Below are 17,866 nucleotides of genomic sequence, written 5' to 3'. Positions count from 1 at the left end.
TCTTTCGGTACACCCAAAACCCTTGTGGGAGCTAGCCCTGCTAGCGATGGCGGAGTGTCAGCCACTGATGAAGCACCTGATCTGACCCAAGCAAGAAGAGCTGAACCGCGCCATTTCTGGCGAAGGCTTTGAGCCGATAATCGCGACGATCCGACTGGCCTCATCGCTAGCAGGGCTAGCTCCCACAGTTTTGTGTGGTGTGATCAATCTTTCGGTACACCCAAAACCCTTGTGGGAGCTAGCCCTGCTAGCGATAGCGGAGTGTCAGCCACTGATGAAGCAACTGATCTGACCCAAGCAAGAAGAGCCGAACGGCGCCATTTCTAGCGAAGGCCTTGAGCCGATAATCGCGGCGATCCGACTGGCCTCATCGCTAGCAGGGCTAGCTCCCACAGTTTTTTGTGGTGTAACCAATCTTTCGGTACACCCAAAACCCTTGTGGGAGCTAGCCCTGCTAGCGATAGCGGAGTGTCAGCCACTAATGAAGCAACTGATCTGACCCAAGCAAGAAGGCCAAACCGCGCCATTCCTGGCGAAGGCCTTGAGCCGATAATTGCGGCGATCCGACTGGCCTAATCGCTAGCAGGGCTAGCTCCCACAGTTTTTTACGGTGTGACCAATCTTTCGGTACACCCAAAACCCTTGTGGGAGCTAGCCCTGCTAGCGATGGCGGAGTGTCAGCCACTGATGAAGCACCTGATCTGACCCAAGCAAGAAGGCCAAACCGCGCCATTTCTGGCGAAGGCCTTGAGCCGATAATTGCGGCGATCCGACTGGCCTCATCGCTAGCAGGGCTAGCTCCCACAGTTTGTGTGGTGTGACCAATCTTTCGGTACACCCAAAACCCTTGTGGGAGCTAGCCCTGCTAGCGATAGCGGAGTGTCAGCCACTGATGAAGCAACTGATCTGACCCAAGCAAGAAGGCCAAACCGCGCCATTTCTGGCGAAGGCCTTGAGCCGATAATTGCGGCGATCCGACTGGCCTCATCGCTAGCAGGGCTAGCTCCCACCGTTTTGTGTGGTGTAACCAATCTTTCGGTACACCCAAAACCCTGTGTGGGAGCTAGGCCTGCTAGCGATGGCGGAGTGTCAGCCACTGATGAAGCAACTGATCTGACCCAAGCAAGAAGGCCAAACCGCGCCGTTTCTGGCGAAGGCCTTGAGCCGATAACTGCGGCGATCCGACTGGCCTCATCCCTAGCAGGGCTAGCTCCCACAGTTTTGTGTGGTGTGATCAATCTTTCGGTACACCCAAAACCCTGTGTGGGAGCTGGCTTGCCAGCGATGGCGGTGCATCAGGCGCCGTCGAGCGTGCGGCGGACCTTGTCGAGCAGCTCACTGATCTGGAATGGCTTGACCAGCATGTCCATGCCGCTGCCCAAAAACACCTGACGGTTGATCGCGGTTTCCGCATAACCGGTCATGAACAGGATCGGCAAGCCATCACGCCAGCCCCGCGCCACATCGGCCAATTCCCGTCCGCTCATACGCGGCAGGCCGACGTCGGTCAGCAGCAGGTTGATCGAGGGATCGTTCTGCAAACGCTCCAGCGCCGTTTCGATGTCCGCCGCCTGGGTGCAGCGATAACCGGCGTCCTCCAGCACTTCGGTGACGAACATGCGCACCGATGGCATGTCTTCGACAATCAACACATGCTCGCCCGTGCCTTGCGGATCGACCACTGGTGCGGGAATGTCCGCGCCTGTCGGGTCGCTGGTGGCGGGCAACATGATTGTCACTTCAGTGCCGCGCCGGGCCACGCTGCGGATGTGCGCATCGCCGCCCGATTGACGGGCAAAACCATAAATTGTCGACAACCCGAGCCCCGTGCCCTGGCCCAGTGGTTTGGTGGTGAAGAACGGATCGAACACCTTATCGATCACGTTGTGCTCGATCCCCGTACCGTCATCGCGCACCGACAGCGCCACATAAGCGCCATCGGCCAGGTTCGGATCGCCATGGGAATACGCGGCATAAGTATTGACCCAGATGTTGCCACCCGAAGGCAGGGCATCACGGGCGTTGATCACCAGATTCAACACCGCGCTTTCCAGCTGCACCGGGTCGACCAGCGCGATCGCCGGTTTGCTGGTCAACTCAAGCTTGAGGGTGATCCGTTCGCCGATGGTGCGCCCCAGCAACTCTTCCAGCGAGCGTACCTGTTCGTTGATATCCACGGGCCGGGTGTCCAGCGGCTGCTGGCGGGCAAAGGCCAGTAAGCGATGGGTCAGCGACGCGGCACTCATTGCCGAATTCAAGGCCGCTTCGGTATAGAACTGCACCTTGTCCAGGCGATCATCGGCGATGCGTTTCTGGATCAGTTCCAGACTGGTGATGATCCCGGTCAGCAGGTTGTTGAAGTCGTGGGCGATGCCGCCGGTGAGTTTGCCCAGCGCATCCATCTTCTGCACTTGCAGCAATTGCGATTCGGCACGCACGCGCTCGGCGACTTCCTTGGCCAGTTGCGTGGTGGTGTCGTTCAGCCGTGCCAGATGCGAGCGTTCGCGGTGGCGGTGCTCGGTGACATCCTCGACGAAGACCAGGCTCAACTCCGGCGTGCGATACGGCGAAATCTGCCATTCGGTCTCGCGAAGCTGGCCCTGCACACGCATGTTCAGCGTGCCTTTCCAGCGCTCGCCATCGACCAGGCGCAGGCGTAATTCGTTGAGGATTGCGCTTTGATCGTCAGCGAAGCATTCGCGCAGGGTCTTGGTGTCCTGATTATCGACAATCAGCTGGGCGAAGGCATGGTTGCACTCGTGCACTTTGAGATTGGCGTCGAGCACGGCAATCGGCGCTGATACGTTGACGAAGATCTCGCGAAAGCGCGCCTCACTCTCGCGCAGGGCGTTTTCGGTATCGCGCACGCGCAGTAGCGTACGCAAGGTTGCCAGCAACACGTCCGGGTCGACGGGGTGAATCAGGTAAGCATCGGCGCCGGCGTCGAGGCCGGTGATGATGTCGCCGGTCTGGATCGATGCGGCGGAGACGTGAATCACCGGCAGCAGGGCGGTGCGTGTATCGGCGCGCAGAATGCGCACGATGTCGAAGCCGCTCATGTCCGGCAGGTTGACGTCGAGAATCAGCGCATCGAGCGGCTCGCTCTCGATCAGCGCGAGCCCGTCAGTACCGGTGCCGGCCTCCAGCACCTCGTAACCGTGGCGCTCGAGTCGTCGGCGCAGGGCGTAACGGGTGGCGACGTTGTCGTCGACGATCAACAGGCGGATGTCACGTTTCATCGACGTTCTCCAGAGCGATCGCCAGTGGAATGATCACGAAGAAGGTTGAACCGACCCCCGGCGTGCTTTCCAGCCCGACTTCACCGCCAAGCAGGGCCGCGAAGCGTTTGCACAGTGACAGGCCCAGCCCGGTGCCGCGCAGACGTTTCTGCAACGGCGAGTCGACCTGGGAAAAGTCCTCGAACAATGCACCATGCAGCTCCGGTGCGATACCGATTCCGGTGTCACTGACGGCAAAACGCACTTTGTCTTCGGATTCCAGGCGCGCCGATACCCGCACTTCGCCACGGGTGGTGAACTTCAGCGAGTTGGAAATGAAGTTGCGCAGGATCTGCCCGAGTTTCTTGTCGTCGGTGTACAGGCGCGGCAAACCGACAGGCTCTTCAAAAATAAGATCCACCGCACTGGCATCGACAATCGGCCGAAACATCCCGCGCAGCGCGGAGAACAGGTCGAACATGTCGAACCAGGCCGGGGAAATCGTGATACGCCCGGCCTCGATCTTCGCCAGATCGAGTAGGTCATCGACCATGTCGCTGAGTTCGCGGGCAGCGGTGCTGACGAACGCCACCTGCTTGTGTTGTTCAGGGCTGAGCGGGCCGTCGAGTTCATCGGCGAGCAGGCTGTTGATGCTGAGGATCGAGCCCAGTGGCGTGCGGAATTCGTGGCTCATGTATGACAGAAAACGGCTTTTCAGATCCGAGGCCTGGCGCAATTCTTCGGCTTGTTCGTCAAGTTCGGCATACAGCGCCAGCACGCCCTGATTGGTTTCATCGAGCTCTTCGCGCAACGCCACGGTTTCGCTCTGCAATTGCGCGATGAGCACGGCCTGTTCGGCGTTGCTCAAAATGGGTGACTCAGCCATGGGCGGCCTCCAGGGCAACGACCAATACTGTTGCATCGTCACGCCCGCGACTGAAGTCGCGGTGCAGGACGCTGGCTATCACGGCGGGGTGGCGATGCACCAGGCCGGGGTAGTCTTGTAGATTCCAACGGGACTGTAAGCCGTCGCTGTACATGATCAAAAGATGTCCGTTCACGTGAGCATAGTCAAAAGGCCGGGCTTTTCGGTATTGCACACCGACGATACCCGGATGCGAGGCCAGACCGCGGGATTTGTCAGCAGCGATCAGGCTGGCGCCAATATTGCCCACCCCGGCGAAGGTCAAGCTGTCGCGTGTGCCGTCGAACTGCGTAAACGCAACGGCGCCACCGCGGGTGCCGATCATGTCGCGGTGCAGGTCTTCCATCAGCATCACCGGGTCAGCAAACGGCGTCAGGGCAAAGGCTTGCGCCCCCGCACGAGCGGCGCGTTCAGCTTCCTCGCCATGGCCGAGGCCATCGATCACCAGCGCGCTGATGCTGGCGCCTTCATACGTCAGGTGCCAGACGTCGCCGCACGCCGGATCGTTGTGCAACGAGTGCTGGCTGACGCCATAACGGATATCCGGATCGCGGTCGCTGCGCGGGTACAGTCGCGCCAACAGGACCGCGCCACGGGCATCGGCATAGACGTCGAACACCTCGGTCTGCCGCGAAACCGCGCCGAGGCCGATGCCCTGCGTGCCACCGGTGGAAAACCCGTCGGCCATGCAGGCCTGCAGATCAAAGCCCTGCGCACGGTCCACCGCAAGCATTTCGATACCGAAGCCTGCAGGCCGAGGCAACACCCGCAAATGCAGTTCGCCGTGCGTGGCGTGCTTGAGCACATTACTGGCCAGTTCCGTCGCAACCAGAGCGACACGCCCGGCATCGCGTTCGTCAAAGCCATGCTGTTCGGCCAGTTGCTGCGCGGTGCGCCGGGCATGGCCAATCTGACTGCTGTCTTCGATCAACAGAACCTGGGTCAGCGACCCGACAATATTCATGTCCATCGGGTAATCGTTATGCGCGTGCCTTTGCCGGGCTCGGTGTCCAGTTCGAACTCTTCGACCAGACGCTTGGCGCCCGTGAGCCCCAGGCCCATGCCGCTGCCGGAGGTCCAGCCGTCGGTCATCGCCAGTTTCAGGTCGGGAATGCCCGGCCCTTCGTCGCGAAACGTCAGGCGCAGACCGACCTTGTGATCCTCATCGAGAATCTGCCAGTCCATGTCGCCGCCGCCACCGTAGACCATGGTGTTGCGTGCCAGCTCGCTGACGGCGGTGACCATTTTGGTCAGGTCGATCAGGCGCATGCCGCACTCTGTCGCCAGCTTGCGTGCGGTCTGGCGCGCCAGCACCACGTCTTGCTCGATATGAATGGGTTGAGTACCGCTACTGCGCACGGTCATTGTTGCAGTACTCGTTCCCGTAGCAGTTTCATCCCCCGCTCGACGTTCAGCGCGGTGCTGACGCCGGGCAAGGTCATGCCGAGCTCAACCAGCGTAATCGCGACCGCCGGCTGCATGCCGACCAATACGGTCTCGGCGTCCATGATTTTCGACAGGCCGGAAATCGTGCCGATCATGCGGCCGATGAACGAGTCGACCATGTCCAGCGCCGAGATGTCGATCAACACCCCGCGTGCCGAGGTTTTGCTGATGCGTTCGGACAGGTCGTCTTGCAGCGTCAGGGCGAGCTGGTCATGCATGTCGACCTGGATGGTCACCAGCAGAAAGTCGCCCATCTGGAGAATCGGGATACGTTCCATGACTCAAGCCGTCTTGACGAGGCTGACACCCAGACGGGTCAGGGCCAGTTTCAGTGCGTCAGCCAGATTGGCCTTGGTCACCACGCCTTGCAGGTCGAGGCCCAGATGCACGATGGTTTGCGCGATTTGCGGACGCACGCCGCTGATGATGCAGTCAGCGCCCATCAGGCGAATCGCCGTGACGGTTTTCAGCAAGTGCTGGGCGACCAGGGTGTCGACGGTCGGCACGCCGGTGATGTCGATGATGGCGATTTCCGAACCGGTGTCGACGATGCGTTGCAGCAGCGACTCCATCACCACTTGCGTGCGTTGCGAGTCGAGGGTGCCGATCATCGGCAGGGCGAGTACGCCGTCCCACAACTTGACCACCGGGGTCGACAGCTCCAGCAGTTCTTCCTGCTGACGCTTGATCACCGCTTCACGGGATTTCTGGAAGGTGCGGATGGTGTGCATGCCGAGGGCGTCGAGCAGTTCGGAAATTTCCCAGAGCTGTTCGGCGAGCAGGGCGGGTTGGTCTTTGTAGTGCGCTTGCAACAGATTGAACAGCGGGCCTTTGAGGGCAAAGATGAAACTCGCGGTTTGTTGCGAGTCCTGACCGAGCAGGGCACGGCTGTGGGAGAGCTTTTCGAGGAACTGGCGGGTGGCTTCCCAACCCTGCGCGGCGATGTTGGTGCCGTTGCCATTGTCGACGCCGCTGATCACCAGTTGCAGGAACTCACTGGTCTGCTGCTGCAAATCGTGTTCTTTCAAATTACGCGTGGCGCCGCTGCTTTGCAGGCCGTTGATCCATTCGCCCAGCAGTTGGGTTTGTTGGTTTTTCATCGCATCGAGTGTGCTGTTCTGCAGTGCTGCCATGTGCCTGTTGCTCCGTAGCGAATGGGGGCCGATCCAGATAAATGATCGGCGCGAAATCAATGACATTTGCCGTTCAAAATAGTTGTCCGTTCTTGCGTGGATATTTTTGATCTGGCGCAAGGAACGCCCCGGTAACTCTAGTCGTCGTGACTGAGTGCGGCGATGTTTTGAACGTTGGCGTGGTACTGGCTTCGAATCTTCAAGGCCCGACGGGTTTCAGTCGCGCTTGCTTTAACGAACGAGGTGACCATGAACGAGCATTCGAAGCAACAACAGAATCAGTCTGGCGAACCGATTGACCGCAATGATCCAGCGATTGACCCCCAAGTACCGGGGCAACCGGCGCCGACGCAGCAGCAAGGTGAGGACGGGCAAGCGCAGAGTGCGGATCCGGAAGTGGATCAGAAGCAAAAACATACCGACAACGACAACGAGTTCAGCCCAGGCTTCGAACCACAGCCGGATCGCGCTAAACCAGGCGAGGAGACGGATGCTGATATCGATACCGATGGCGGTTGATTTGCACAGATACGACAAGGCCGCATCCAATGGATGCGGCCTTTTTTATCGCTTGAGGATTACTTGCTAGGGTGCTTGGCTTGCAGCTCTTTGGCAGCGGCGAGGTGTTTTTCCAGCGCCGGCAGCATTTTCTGCGCAAACGCTTTCAGTTCAGGCGCGCCTTTGGTTCGGTCGTCAGTCACGGTATTGGCTTGTTTCTTGAACAGCTCAATGGTTTCTTCGTGCGCTTTCACCTGATTGTTGGCGTAAGCGGCGTCGAAGGATTCATCGCGCATGTCGAGGATTTTTTCTTTGGCCTGTTTGACCAAGGTCGTCGTGTCTGGGACTTCGATGTCGTGGGCTTTGGCAATGGTTGCCAGTTCATCGTTGGCCTTGCCGTGATCAGTGATCATCATGTTGGCGAAGGCTTTGATGTCCGCCGATTGGCTCTTTTCCAAGGCCAGTCGACTGGCTTCGATTTCGGCAATGCCACCGGCTGCGGCGTTATCGACGAAGTCATTGTCGGTCGCGGCGAAGGCGCTGCCCATGCCGGTGCTCAAAGCGACAGCCAGAACCAGATGACGCAGGTTGAATCCGTCCATTGGTGTATCTCCACGCAGTTTTTGTTGGTGTTAACCAATGGAGGCATCGCTGCGATCAAAGGTTTTATCGCATTTGCGACAGGGCGACGAACGGACACCGCTGGTCTGACTGGAGGTCGACAGAACGCCCCAACCGAGGCCATTCTGATAACGGGTCAGCGCAATCGGTCGCGCTGACTGCCGATCAACTGACGGAGGTGTTCCATGCCGGTGACCCATGATTTGTTACAGGACTTGAAGCTTACGAAGGAAGAGATCCAGCAAAAACGCACCGAGGATCCCCATCTGGATGCACTGATCAACAAGTATTCCCAGGCAGACGCCGATGTAGTCAAGGCCGAGACGGCGACCTCGGATGCGCCCAGCGACGACACCCTGAAAAAACTCAAAGAGAAGCGCTTGCAGGTCAAAGACAAGATTGTCGAGCAGTTACAGGCTCGAACCTGACCGCCAGTCGCGCCACCGACCATCGGTGGTGAATCGACTGGAACGACAGGCAAGACCGGCACCTCGAATGTTCAGAGTCTCCTTCTACCGACTCTTAGCGAGGTGCCTTATGAACGATCCCAAATTCCCCAGTGAAGAGCAGGGCGCTTTTGACCCGGTTCCGACCCATCCCGAACCGAACAGCCCGGCGCACACCACGGCCAATCCTGAAGAGCCGGACGAGAAATTGCCTGAAGATGAAGATCCGGAAAAATTCGATAAATCCAGCAACTGACAGGCCGCTATCGCTGGCAACCCAGCTCCCACAGTGGAGGGTGGTGAACACAACATTTGCATACCCCACAGAACCTTGTGGGAGCTAGCCCTGCTAGCGATAGCGTCAGTCAATTCAACAGCAAAACATCGGTTCACTTCAGGGCCGCATCCAACGGCATCCGCGCCATATGTGTCGCCTTCAACGACCCGAAATACAACCACGGCCCATACTCGCGCACCGTGGTGATCGGCGAATAATTGCCGCTGCTCGCATCCTGCAGATTCGCAATCACCTTGCCCTCAAGATCCAGCCCCAGCACAAACCCACGCTTGTCCACCGGTGCGGGCACCACCATCAACGCTCGGACGATCATCTTGCGCACGAACGGATGCCCGGCCGTGCCATCAAGCAAGGCATTGCGCGGCGCATACAGCGCGACCCAAAAGCGGTTACTGCCATTGAACGCGAGGTTGTCCGGCAGCCCCGGCAAATTGTCGATGAACAGGTCATGAGTGCCAGCCTTGGGACCGGTCAGCCAATAACGGCTGATGCGATAGGCCCCCGTTTCGTTGACCAGCACATAGGCCTCGTCCGGACCGAGAGTCACGCCGTTGGCGAACTGCAGTTTGTCCAGCAGCACTTCGGTTTTGCCGGTCTGGAAGTCATAGCGCAGCAACCGGCCATCGCCGCCGTGTTCGATGATCGCCTCACCGTCATGCCCGTAGCCCCAACGGCTGGAGGCGTCGCTGAAATAAGCGTAATGCCCGGATTTGTCGATCGCCACGTCATCGGTAAAACCGAAATCCAGGCCGTTGGCGGCGGTGGTCAGGGGAATCAACCGCCTTTGCGCGTCGAGGGACAGCAAGCCTTTGACTCCGTCGGCAATCACCAGCAAGCCATTCGGATGCCGCGCCAACCCCAACGGACGGCCACCGGTGTCTGCCAGCACTTTGCGTTCCTTGCCATCGAGACTGGTGCGGATCAGTCGCCCGTCATGCAGCCCGGTGATCAGAAATTCTTCTTCCAGCAGCAACGCTTCCGGGCCTTCGATATCGCTCGGGCCGATCTGTGCGGCAGCCTTGAGTTTCTGGTTTTCCGCGTAGAGCCCCTCGGCGAGTGAGGGCGCGGGTTGAGGTGACCAGGCCACCGGCTCGATACGGGTCGGCATCAGCAGCAGAAAACCAACGACGAGCAGGATCAGCAGCAACAGGATAAACCGCACCTTCACGCGCTGGCCCTCGCTGAGGCGATGTATTGAGCAGCCATGTCACGCAGTGCCAGCAGCGATGCGGCGGATTCGCGATCAATGCGCCGTTTGAGCAGCAGTTGATTGGCGATGCGCATGCCCAGCCCCGCAAAGCGATAATCCAGGGTGCGCACAAAACGTGTGCCGTGGCCTTCTGCTGAGCACTCGTAGGTCAACAGCAACGACAGGCCGTGATCGCCCTGAGCCCGCGCGCACCAGCGCCGTCCGGGCAGGTATTCCGTGACTTCCCAGCGCAAATGCCCATCGCGGCCGCCGGCGTTGATGTCCTCTTCGAAATGCGCCCCGGCATGCAGCGGACCGTGCGGGCCGTCGATCCTCAGCGATGACGGATGCCATTCCGGCCAACGGCTGACGCTGGCGGCGTAGGCGAGCACGGCAACCGGTTCGCCGGCGATGTCGATCTGGTGCTGCATGCGGGTCATGGGCATTCTCGTATAGCTCAAAGGGGCGGGTTCCGGCTCCCAGTACAGAGTGCCGAACAGGTAGTCCATCAACGGCAGGACGATATTGAAATTGCGCTCCTGCATGCGCTCGCGGCGGTGGTGCAGCTCGTGCAGACGACGCATCTGGCGAATCCACGGCAGGCGCGTCACCGGATTGCTCGGCGGCAGGTGTTCGCAGGCGTGGAACACCTCGTAAGTCAGATAACCGAGAACCATGCAGCCGGCAAACAGCCCGGCGACATTGCCGTTCACTTGCGCGATCAACCACCACAGCGGCAGGGTGATCACCAGTGTATGCAGGACGATCAGCCACGCCGGAAACAGAATCACCCGCCAGTCGCGGGCGTTGTCGTAAGTCATGTGGCCGGGGGTGAAGAAGCTGTGATGGTCGCCGGCGTGCCGGGCATAAAACATTTTCGCAAACGACTTTTTGTGATGGCCGAGGTGGCGATGGACCATGTACACGCCAAAATTGAAGAGCAACAGGGACAGCGGCACGCTCAGCCATTCCAGCGGGCTGACCTGCTGCACGGTGCTGCCGAACGCGACGATGGCCAGCACACCGAACACCAGTACAAACGCACCGTGCAGCCATGGGTTGTAGCGCGGATGTATAGCTGCGCGGTAACGGCTGCGGAATACCTCAGTGGTCTGCCTCACTGCGCTCACCTGTCGGGATTGTGGTTATACCCGGCAGATTAGCCGATCCGGCCATTTGTGCAGGCCGGACCTTGAGGACAGTTGCGCCATGATCCGGTGTAAAACGCACGACTCAGCTCAACGGGTTCCAGCGCTGTGACCAATCGTCATCGGCCCTGATCACTTCGCGCAGCAGATCGAAGGCTTGCTGCAGGATCTGCGAGTCGCGGTCACGGGAGTACACCAGATAGGTCGGGTAGCCAAATTCCGGCGCCTTGGTTACTGCTTCCAGGGCACCGCTTTCCAGATACGTGCGCACCACGCGCGTGCGGAAATAGCCGCTGCCGCCGTGTTCGAGGATGTATTGCAGGGCCAGCGGGCCGAGGTTGAAACTCAACGCGGCTTTGGCCTTTTCCGGCAGGGCGGCGTCGTGCTGACGCCGGAAGTCCGGGCCCCAGTCGATGTAGACGTAGGGCTCGGCGCGATCAGGCGTACGCACCAGAATCAGCTTTTCTTCCAGCACCTGCTCGACCTGCAGACCGGGCCAGTATTCCGGTTGATACACCAGCGCAGCATCGAGCACGCCGAGCTCGAGTTGGCGCAGCAGGTTTTCGCCGTCGCGGATCTCCATGCGCAAAGCATGGCCGGGGATTTTTTCGCGTAATTCGGCGGCCCAACTGAGCATCAACGGGTTGCACAGGCTGACTTCGCCGCCGATGTGCAGAACGTTGTGATAGCCCTCGGGCAACGGCAGGTCGCGGCGGGCGGCTTCCCAGGTTTGCACCAGTTGATTGGCGTAAATGACGAAGGCCTCGCCGTTGGGCGTCAGCTTCGCCCCGGCGCGGTTGCGCACGAACAGCGTACTGCCCAGCTGGCTTTCGAGTTTCTGCACGCGCGCGGTGATCGCCGTTTGCGTGACGAACAATTTCTGCGCGGCAGCGGCGAGGCTGCCGTGGCGGACGATTTCCAGAAAGGTGCGAGCGAGATCGATGTCCATGGGCGGGCCGGTGTTTGAGGTGGGCGCATTGTCCGCGCCATCGTTCATCGCTGGCAAGCCAGGCTCCCACAGGTTTTGTGGACTGCCCTCAATCCCAACCACACCCCAAAACCCTGTGGGAGCTAGCCCTGCTAGCGATAGGGCCAGCACAGCCAGCATCTTCATCGGCTGACCCACCGCCATCGCCAGCAGGGCTGGCTCCCACAGTGTTTGTGGAATGGCACTAATCCCAACCACACCCCAAAACCCTGTGGGAGCTAGCCCTGCTAGCGATAGGGCCAGCACAGCCAGCATCTTCATCGGCTGACCCACCGCTATCGCCAGCAGGGCTGGCTCCCACAGTGTTTGTGGATTGGCACCAATCTCAGCCACACCCCAAAACCCTGTGGGAGCTAGCCCTGCTAGCGATAGGGCCATCGCTGACGCTGAAGATCATTCGGTCAGTTCAATCTCACCTGTCCGCGCCCAATCTTCGACCAACCGCGCGGGCGTGCCGCAGGCCTTGCGCTTGTACACGAAATTTCGGCACTTCTCGGCGAACTGATTGCGGTTGTAGAGCATGTCTTCCTGCATTTCTTGCAGCTCGGCCTCGCGGCATTGCTTGATCAGCACCTGATCGATCCGCGACTTGCGCTCACGCACGGCGGCGTAGGTCGGGTCGCTCAACGTAGCGTTGGCCCGCTGCAACAGCCACAGCGAAAACTCGTCCGGGCAGCGTGGGCCAATTTCCTGAATCATGCCCAGTTGCCACGCCTGCACGGCGCTCACCGGCAGACAGGCCTGGGTCAATTGCTCGGCCATAGCCGGGCCGACGGCGCGCGGCAGGCTGTAAGTCCAGTATTCGGAGCCATACAGGCCCATGCTTTTGTAATGCGGGTTGAGCACGATGTCGGCGCGGGCGAAGACGATGTCAGCCGCCAGCGCCAGCATCACACCGCCAGCACCGGCATTGCCCGTTATGCCACTGACCACCAGTTGCCGTGCGCTCAACAGTTCTGCGCAGACATCGTCGATCGCCTGAATATTGGCCCAGGCTTCAGCGCCGGGATCTTGCGCCGCTTGAATCACATTCAAATGCACACCGTTGGAAAAACTGCCGCGGCCGCCCTTGATCAGCAGCACCCGCGTATCCCGCGCCTTGGCCCAGCGCAACGCTGCAACCAGGCGCTGGCATTGTTCGGTACTCATGGCGCCGTTATAGAACTCGAAGGTCAGCTCGCCGACATGCCCGGACTCGCGATAGCGAACGGGTTGATACGCCTCCTCACTGAACGGCTGCGTGGCAATCGACCAGTCCAGTACGGGCACGTCCGTCAATTGCCCGGTGAGTACATGTCGCGCCGGTTGCTTGAACGTTTCCTCGCCGGGTTGTGGCTTACGCCGCAGTGCGCCAATCCACAGGCTCTGATCACCGGCAGCGACGAGCACGGCATCGTCATGCACCGCGAGAATTTCCCCGGGCCTGCCGCTGCGCGAGTCCAGGTGCGCGTCGTAGACGTAATATTGAGCGCCGGCGAGGCTCGCCAGCACGCCGGGTTGGCCATCTGCCGCGTCAATGCAGCGTTTGATAAACCGTGCGCAATCGTGCCAGCTGAAGCTGCGATCCACCTGTTTCATGTTCGGCTGCAAACGCCCGCGCACCGTGGGGTTGGTGTAATCCAGCGGCAGCGGCGTGAAACCTTCGACGAATTTTTCCACCACCTCGCGGATGCAACGAATCGCCGCATCGCTGACCTGGCCGTTATACAGCTCAGACTTGCGCAGGCCCTTCGGCAAATTGAATTCGCAGGATGCCCAGACCGGACCAGCGTCCATTTCTTCCACCGCTTGCAACGCCGTGACGCCCCAAATGGACAGCTCGTGGGTGATCGCCCAATCCAGCGCGCTCGCACCACGATCGCCGACGATGCCCGGATGAATGATCACCACCGGGCGCTCGGTATTGCTCCACAGCGCCTGTGGCACACGGTCTTTGAGGAAAGGGCAGATCACCAGATCCGCGCCGCTGTGCACAATTTTCTCGCACACGGCAGTGTCATCGGTGAACAGCACAACGCTTGGAGAATGCCCGGCCTGGCGCAAATCCAGCCAGGCACGTTGAGTCAGGCCGTTGAATGCTGACGACAGCAGAATGATCTTGAGGGGATGCATGATTGCTCTTCCTTGGAGGGGATCAGCCGCAGGCTCCGGGTGAGCCTTCCGTGGCTTTCGATGGAGCTGGAAGATTAAAGAGTGGACGCCACTGCGCCAGTGATCGAGGTCAACGTTCCGTCAGCCAGTGTTTCTTCGGCGACGAATTGTCTTGCGTCTCCGTCCTACAGAAACAGGAATGTTTTGCGCCCTTTAGGGGATTTTTCCGACGACATTTTAAGGTTGGTCGTCGGACGTTCGCTGTATAGCATCGAGTCTGACATTGAAGTCGCTGAGCAGCTTGATCGCTCGGACCCAGACAAAGGATGGACTATGCGAACGCTTCACCTCGATCACGAAACGGCTATTTATCATCCGCGCTTTTTCTGGCGTGACGACCGCGCCAGATGCCCAACGGAGGGTAGCGCCATGTTCTCGGCAAAAGCGCCCCGGTTCACGGGGCTGAAGAAGGTCGAGGGCAAACCGGTAGCGGTGCTGTTGGCTGGCCGGGCATGGGATGAAGAACCCATGTTCATCATTCGCTACACGCAGGAAGGCTTTGATCTGCAGGATGTCGTCAACATGCTGTCAACCTCGGAGCTTTACCGGGAAAGCGAGCTGGTCCAGCTCATCACCGGGAAGTCCATCAGAACCATAAGGCGCTTGCTGAAAGAACCCAAATCGACGCGGCTCGGTCAGCAGCAAAGCATGGTCGCTTTCCAGTACGCCCATGCACTGGAATTTGCCAGCGAGGTGTTCCACGGGCAGGCACGCGCCGAGGAATGGCTGAACAAGGCGACCAAATGGCTCAACGGTTACAGGCCGGTGGAACTCATCGAGAATCCGCTGGGGTATCAAGTGGTGAATACCTACCTGTACCGGATGAAGCACGGGATTTATCAATGAATCCATTACCTTGGGATGATCATTGGTATGCCTGGCGCATTGACCCTGAAGTGTACAAGCGCACATGGGACAGCGGCCTCGGCTCGGAGCGGGTAGGTGGGCGATGGAACCGGCCTGGTCGGCGCGTCGTTTATGCCTCTGTCGATCCGTCCACGGCGATTCTCGAAGTAGCGGCTCATGGAAGTTTCGACGCGCTGGATAAAGAGCCTCACGTGCTGACGTGCTTCGAGGTGACCAATCAGGCACTGGTGAAAATCGTCCAGCCGGAGGAACTGCCAAATCCGTACTGGATGAGCCCGGCCAAACCCTCTCATAACCAGCAGCAGTTTGCCGATGCGTTATTGGCTGAACACCCGTTTGTGCTGATCCCGTCGGCGGCGACCCAGCATTCATGGAATCTGCTGGTGAGCTGCGAGCTGGCGGAAGGGCAGTTCAAAATGATTTCCCAAGAGCGGTTCGGACTCGATACCCGACTGTTGAAGGAGCTGATGCTGGTCTGATGAATGCGTGTCTGTATTGTCTGAGCCCTGAAACGACAAATCCCGCCATATAGGCGGGATTTGTTAGTGGCTGACCGGCGTCTTACGACGGGAACAGCTCAGACAGCTTCATCGACAGCATCATGTCGCCTTCAACGCGCAGCTTGCCGCCCATGAATGCTTGCATGCCATCGGTTTCGCCGCTGACGATACCTTTCAGGGTTTCGCTATCCAGCACCAGCGTGCAGTTGGCGTCCGGGTTTTCGCCTTCCTGGATGTCGCAAGTGCCGTCTTTGACGATCAGTGCGTACTGTTTGTCTTCGTCAGTGATGTTGAAACCGAAGACCAGATCCAGACCGGCAGCAGCGGCTGGGTTGAACTTGGCTTGCATTGCTTTTACGGCATCAGCTACGGAGGTCATGGTTCGATCCTTTCTTGGGTAATAGGAGCTGGGTGATTACAGCCACGGTCACAGTTATCCGGACTCAGCGGAAGGTGATGAGTTCCGGAGCCTTCATCAGTTGCAGGTGTGCATGACTGTTGAAGGAAGCCAGAGCCACCTCGCGACCGCGGAACTTCAGCTGGTTGAGCGAGGTGTTGACGATTTGCCAATTCAATTCAAAAGCCTGTTTTGCAGGCATTTGCGTAATGAGGTGGAGCAACGCAGTGATGGTGCCGCCAGAGGTGAACACGGCGATCTTCTGGTTATTTTCTGCCAGATCGAGGATGCGCTGCAGCCCACCCTGAACCCGCTCGACGAAGCCCAACCAGCTTTCCAGCCCCAGGGTGTCGTAGGTACCGGCCAGCCAACGCTCGATGATCAGGGCGAAGATGCGCTGGAACTCGCCACGGTTTTGCGCAGCGTTGCGCAGGATGTCGAGGGCCTCAGGTTCCTCCGGCAGCATGGCCGGGAGCAGGGCGCGGATCACCGCGTCGGCATCAAACTCATTGAAGGCGGAATCGGTTTCCAGAACGGGTACCGGCAAACCTTTGGCACTGAATTGCTCCAGCGCGCTGGTGGCGGTGTGTTGCTGGCGACGCAGATCACCAGCGAGACAGCGATCGAAGTTGATCCCCAGTTCAGCGAGATGCTGCCCGAGGATTTCTGCCTGGCGCACACCGGTCGGCGACAGGACGTCATAGTCGTCTGCACCAAAGGAGGCCTGGCCATGTCGAATCAGATAGATGCTGCCCACGTCCGCGTCATCCCGGTACGTTGAAGGTTTGGCGAGGTTATGAGGATGGCGGAGAGCTGTCAATGAAAAAACATACGCTTGTTTGAAATGCTCGTTACATGGATGTTGCCGGAGGTTTCACGGCTGGTCGACGGGCCGGCGCATGGGTATGCTGGAACCATCCCGCGTGTGTTTCACATTCGCGCATTGTTTTAAGGAGTCGCTGTGGAGTTTTTCACCGAATATGCCAGCTTCCTGGCCAAGACTGTCACGTTGGTGATCGCCATTCTGGTGGTGCTCGCCAGTTTTGCTGCATTGCGCAGCAAGGGGCGACGCAAGTCGGCCGGTCAGTTGCAGGTCAGCAAGCTCAATGATTTCTACAAAGGCCTGCGTGAGCGTCTGGAGCAGACCCTTCTCGACAAGGATCAGCTCAAGGCCCTGCGCAAGGGGCAGGCCAAATCCGAAAAAAGCGTGAAGAAGCAAAAGAACAAGCCCGATGCCAAAGCGCGGGTGTTCGTGCTGGATTTCGATGGCGACATCAAAGCCTCGGCCACCGAGAGCCTGCGTCACGAAATCACTGCGCTGCTGACTCTTGCCACCCCGAAAGACGAAGTGGTTCTGCGCCTTGAAAGCGGTGGTGGCATGGTGCACAGCTACGGCCTGGCTTCGTCGCAACTGGCACGCATCCGCGAAGCCGGCGTGCCGTTGACGGTGTGCATCGACAAGGTCGCGGCCAGCGGCGGCTACATGATGGCGTGCATTGGCGAGAAGATCATCAGTGCACCATTCGCCATCCTCGGTTCGATCGGCGTGGTCGCGCAGCTGCCCAACGTCAATCGCTTGCTGAAGAAGCACGACATCGACTTCGAAGTGCTGACGGCCGGGGAATACAAACGCACCCTGACCGTGTTTGGCGAAAACACCGAGAAGGGCCGCGAGAAATTCCAGGAAGATCTGGACATTACCCATCAGCTGTTCAAGAACTTCGTTGCTCGCTACCGCCCGCAACTGGCGATCGACGATGTCGCGACCGGTGAGGTCTGGCTGGGCATCGCAGCACTTGATAAACAACTGGTCGACGAACTCAAGACCAGCGACGAGTACCTGGCCGAACGGGCCAAGAAGTCCGAGGTTTATCATCTGCATTACGCGGAGCGCAAAAGCCTGCAAGAGCGCATTGGCATGGCGGCCAGCGGCTCGGTCGACCGCGTGCTGTTGAGTTGGTGGAGCCGTCTGACGCAACAACGTTTCTGGTAACGCGCTCGTTACGGCAAACACATTGAAACCGGGTTAATCCCGGTTTCA

Annotated in this window: 19 protein-coding genes; 6 read left to right on the top strand and 13 right to left on the bottom strand. The window is 59.3% G+C overall.

What is annotated here, in order from left to right:
* Window positions 1–1,295: 1,295 nt before the first annotated feature.
* The 6 genes from AC3Y64_RS15580 to AC3Y64_RS15555 are packed head-to-tail and all read right to left on the bottom strand — an operon-like array spanning window position 1,296 to window position 6,722.
* On the bottom strand, window positions 1,296–3,239 hold the full coding sequence (locus tag AC3Y64_RS15580) for a response regulator (RefSeq protein WP_489984353.1): 1,944 nt from the start codon (window positions 3,237–3,239) through the stop codon (window positions 1,296–1,298).
* A complete protein-coding gene (locus AC3Y64_RS15575) occupies window positions 3,229–4,104 on the bottom strand; it encodes a sensor histidine kinase (protein ID WP_489984352.1) in 876 nt (291 codons plus the stop codon). The genes AC3Y64_RS15580 and AC3Y64_RS15575 overlap by 11 nt, the downstream gene beginning before the upstream one ends.
* The gene (locus tag AC3Y64_RS15570; RefSeq protein WP_489987981.1) at window positions 4,097–5,107 is read right to left on the bottom strand and encodes an ATP-binding protein; all 1,011 of its coding nucleotides are present in this window, start codon (window positions 5,105–5,107) and stop codon (window positions 4,097–4,099) included. Before AC3Y64_RS15570 ends, AC3Y64_RS15575 begins: the two co-directional genes overlap by 8 nt.
* Window positions 5,104–5,508, bottom strand: coding sequence for an anti-sigma regulatory factor (locus AC3Y64_RS15565; RefSeq protein ID WP_008084828.1), 405 nt, complete (start codon window positions 5,506–5,508; stop codon window positions 5,104–5,106). Before AC3Y64_RS15565 ends, AC3Y64_RS15570 begins: the two co-directional genes overlap by 4 nt.
* Window positions 5,505–5,867 carry an STAS domain-containing protein gene (locus AC3Y64_RS15560; protein WP_034155679.1) on the bottom strand — a complete coding sequence of 121 codons (363 nt, stop codon included), beginning with the start codon at window positions 5,865–5,867 and terminating at the stop codon, window positions 5,505–5,507. The genes AC3Y64_RS15565 and AC3Y64_RS15560 overlap by 4 nt, the downstream gene beginning before the upstream one ends.
* Window positions 5,868–5,870: 3 nt before the next feature.
* Window positions 5,871–6,722 (bottom strand): STAS domain-containing protein, encoded by an 852-nt coding sequence (locus AC3Y64_RS15555; RefSeq protein ID WP_489984351.1) that lies wholly within the window; start codon window positions 6,720–6,722, stop codon window positions 5,871–5,873.
* Between the two features lie 249 nt (window positions 6,723–6,971).
* Here AC3Y64_RS15555 and AC3Y64_RS15550 point away from each other — a divergent pair, with 249 nt between their 5' ends.
* Window positions 6,972–7,241 (top strand): hypothetical protein, encoded by a 270-nt coding sequence (locus AC3Y64_RS15550; RefSeq protein WP_489984350.1) that lies wholly within the window; start codon window positions 6,972–6,974, stop codon window positions 7,239–7,241.
* Between the two features lie 59 nt (window positions 7,242–7,300).
* Here the strand turns inward: AC3Y64_RS15550 and AC3Y64_RS15545 are convergent, their stop codons facing one another.
* Window positions 7,301–7,822, bottom strand: coding sequence for a DUF4142 domain-containing protein (locus AC3Y64_RS15545; RefSeq protein WP_489984349.1), 522 nt, complete (start codon window positions 7,820–7,822; stop codon window positions 7,301–7,303).
* 204 nt (window positions 7,823–8,026) lie between these two features.
* Between AC3Y64_RS15545 and AC3Y64_RS15540 the strand changes: the two genes are divergently transcribed.
* Both AC3Y64_RS15540 and AC3Y64_RS15535 read left to right on the top strand, forming a co-directional pair.
* A complete protein-coding gene (locus tag AC3Y64_RS15540) occupies window positions 8,027–8,269 on the top strand; it encodes an HP1242/YdcH family protein (protein WP_158956589.1) in 243 nt (80 codons plus the stop codon).
* A 109-nt stretch (window positions 8,270–8,378) separates the two neighbouring features.
* Window positions 8,379–8,543: a hypothetical protein gene (locus tag AC3Y64_RS15535; RefSeq protein ID WP_489984348.1), complete on the top strand. Its 165-nt coding sequence runs from the start codon at window positions 8,379–8,381 to the stop codon at window positions 8,541–8,543.
* A gap of 133 nt (window positions 8,544–8,676) precedes the next feature.
* On the opposite strand, the gene AC3Y64_RS15530 is transcribed toward AC3Y64_RS15535, so the two are convergent.
* From AC3Y64_RS15530 to AC3Y64_RS15515, 4 genes are all read right to left on the bottom strand, one after another.
* Window positions 8,677–9,693, bottom strand: a complete 1,017-nt coding sequence (locus tag AC3Y64_RS15530; protein WP_489987980.1) for an SMP-30/gluconolactonase/LRE family protein — start codon at window positions 9,691–9,693, stop codon at window positions 8,677–8,679.
* A gap of 56 nt (window positions 9,694–9,749) precedes the next feature.
* Complete coding sequence (locus AC3Y64_RS15525) at window positions 9,750–10,895, bottom strand: sterol desaturase/SRPBCC family protein (protein ID WP_489984347.1); 1,146 nt, start codon at window positions 10,893–10,895, stop codon at window positions 9,750–9,752.
* A gap of 112 nt (window positions 10,896–11,007) precedes the next feature.
* Complete coding sequence (locus tag AC3Y64_RS15520) at window positions 11,008–11,871, bottom strand: LysR family transcriptional regulator (protein WP_489984346.1); 864 nt, start codon at window positions 11,869–11,871, stop codon at window positions 11,008–11,010.
* A gap of 432 nt (window positions 11,872–12,303) precedes the next feature.
* Window positions 12,304–14,022: a hydrogenase maturation protein gene (locus AC3Y64_RS15515; RefSeq protein WP_489984345.1), complete on the bottom strand. Its 1,719-nt coding sequence runs from the start codon at window positions 14,020–14,022 to the stop codon at window positions 12,304–12,306.
* Window positions 14,023–14,103: 81 nt separating this feature from the next.
* Here AC3Y64_RS15515 and AC3Y64_RS15510 point away from each other — a divergent pair, with 81 nt between their 5' ends.
* Together AC3Y64_RS15510 and AC3Y64_RS15505 are read left to right on the top strand one after the other, a co-directional pair.
* On the top strand, window positions 14,104–14,907 hold the full coding sequence (locus tag AC3Y64_RS15510) for an antitoxin Xre/MbcA/ParS toxin-binding domain-containing protein (protein WP_489984344.1): 804 nt from the start codon (window positions 14,104–14,106) through the stop codon (window positions 14,905–14,907).
* A complete protein-coding gene (locus AC3Y64_RS15505; RefSeq protein WP_489984343.1) occupies window positions 14,904–15,407 on the top strand; it encodes an RES family NAD+ phosphorylase in 504 nt (167 codons plus the stop codon). Before AC3Y64_RS15510 ends, AC3Y64_RS15505 begins: the two co-directional genes overlap by 4 nt.
* Window positions 15,408–15,489: 82 nt before the next feature.
* On the opposite strand, the gene AC3Y64_RS15500 is transcribed toward AC3Y64_RS15505, so the two are convergent.
* Both AC3Y64_RS15500 and AC3Y64_RS15495 read right to left on the bottom strand, forming a co-directional pair.
* Window positions 15,490–15,807: an SCP2 sterol-binding domain-containing protein gene (locus AC3Y64_RS15500; RefSeq protein WP_042610331.1), complete on the bottom strand. Its 318-nt coding sequence runs from the start codon at window positions 15,805–15,807 to the stop codon at window positions 15,490–15,492.
* Window positions 15,808–15,871: 64 nt separating this feature from the next.
* A complete protein-coding gene (locus AC3Y64_RS15495) occupies window positions 15,872–16,582 on the bottom strand; it encodes a histidine phosphatase family protein (protein ID WP_489984342.1) in 711 nt (236 codons plus the stop codon).
* Between the two features lie 204 nt (window positions 16,583–16,786).
* Here AC3Y64_RS15495 and sohB point away from each other — a divergent pair, with 204 nt between their 5' ends.
* Window positions 16,787–17,818 (top strand): protease SohB, encoded by a 1,032-nt coding sequence (gene sohB, locus AC3Y64_RS15490; RefSeq protein ID WP_489984341.1) that lies wholly within the window; start codon window positions 16,787–16,789, stop codon window positions 17,816–17,818.
* Window positions 17,819–17,866 lie beyond the last annotated feature (48 nt).

Source organism: Pseudomonas sp. 4CAES_32.4 (assembly GCF_058136335.1).
This window is presented reverse-complemented; position numbering and strand designations above follow the sequence as displayed.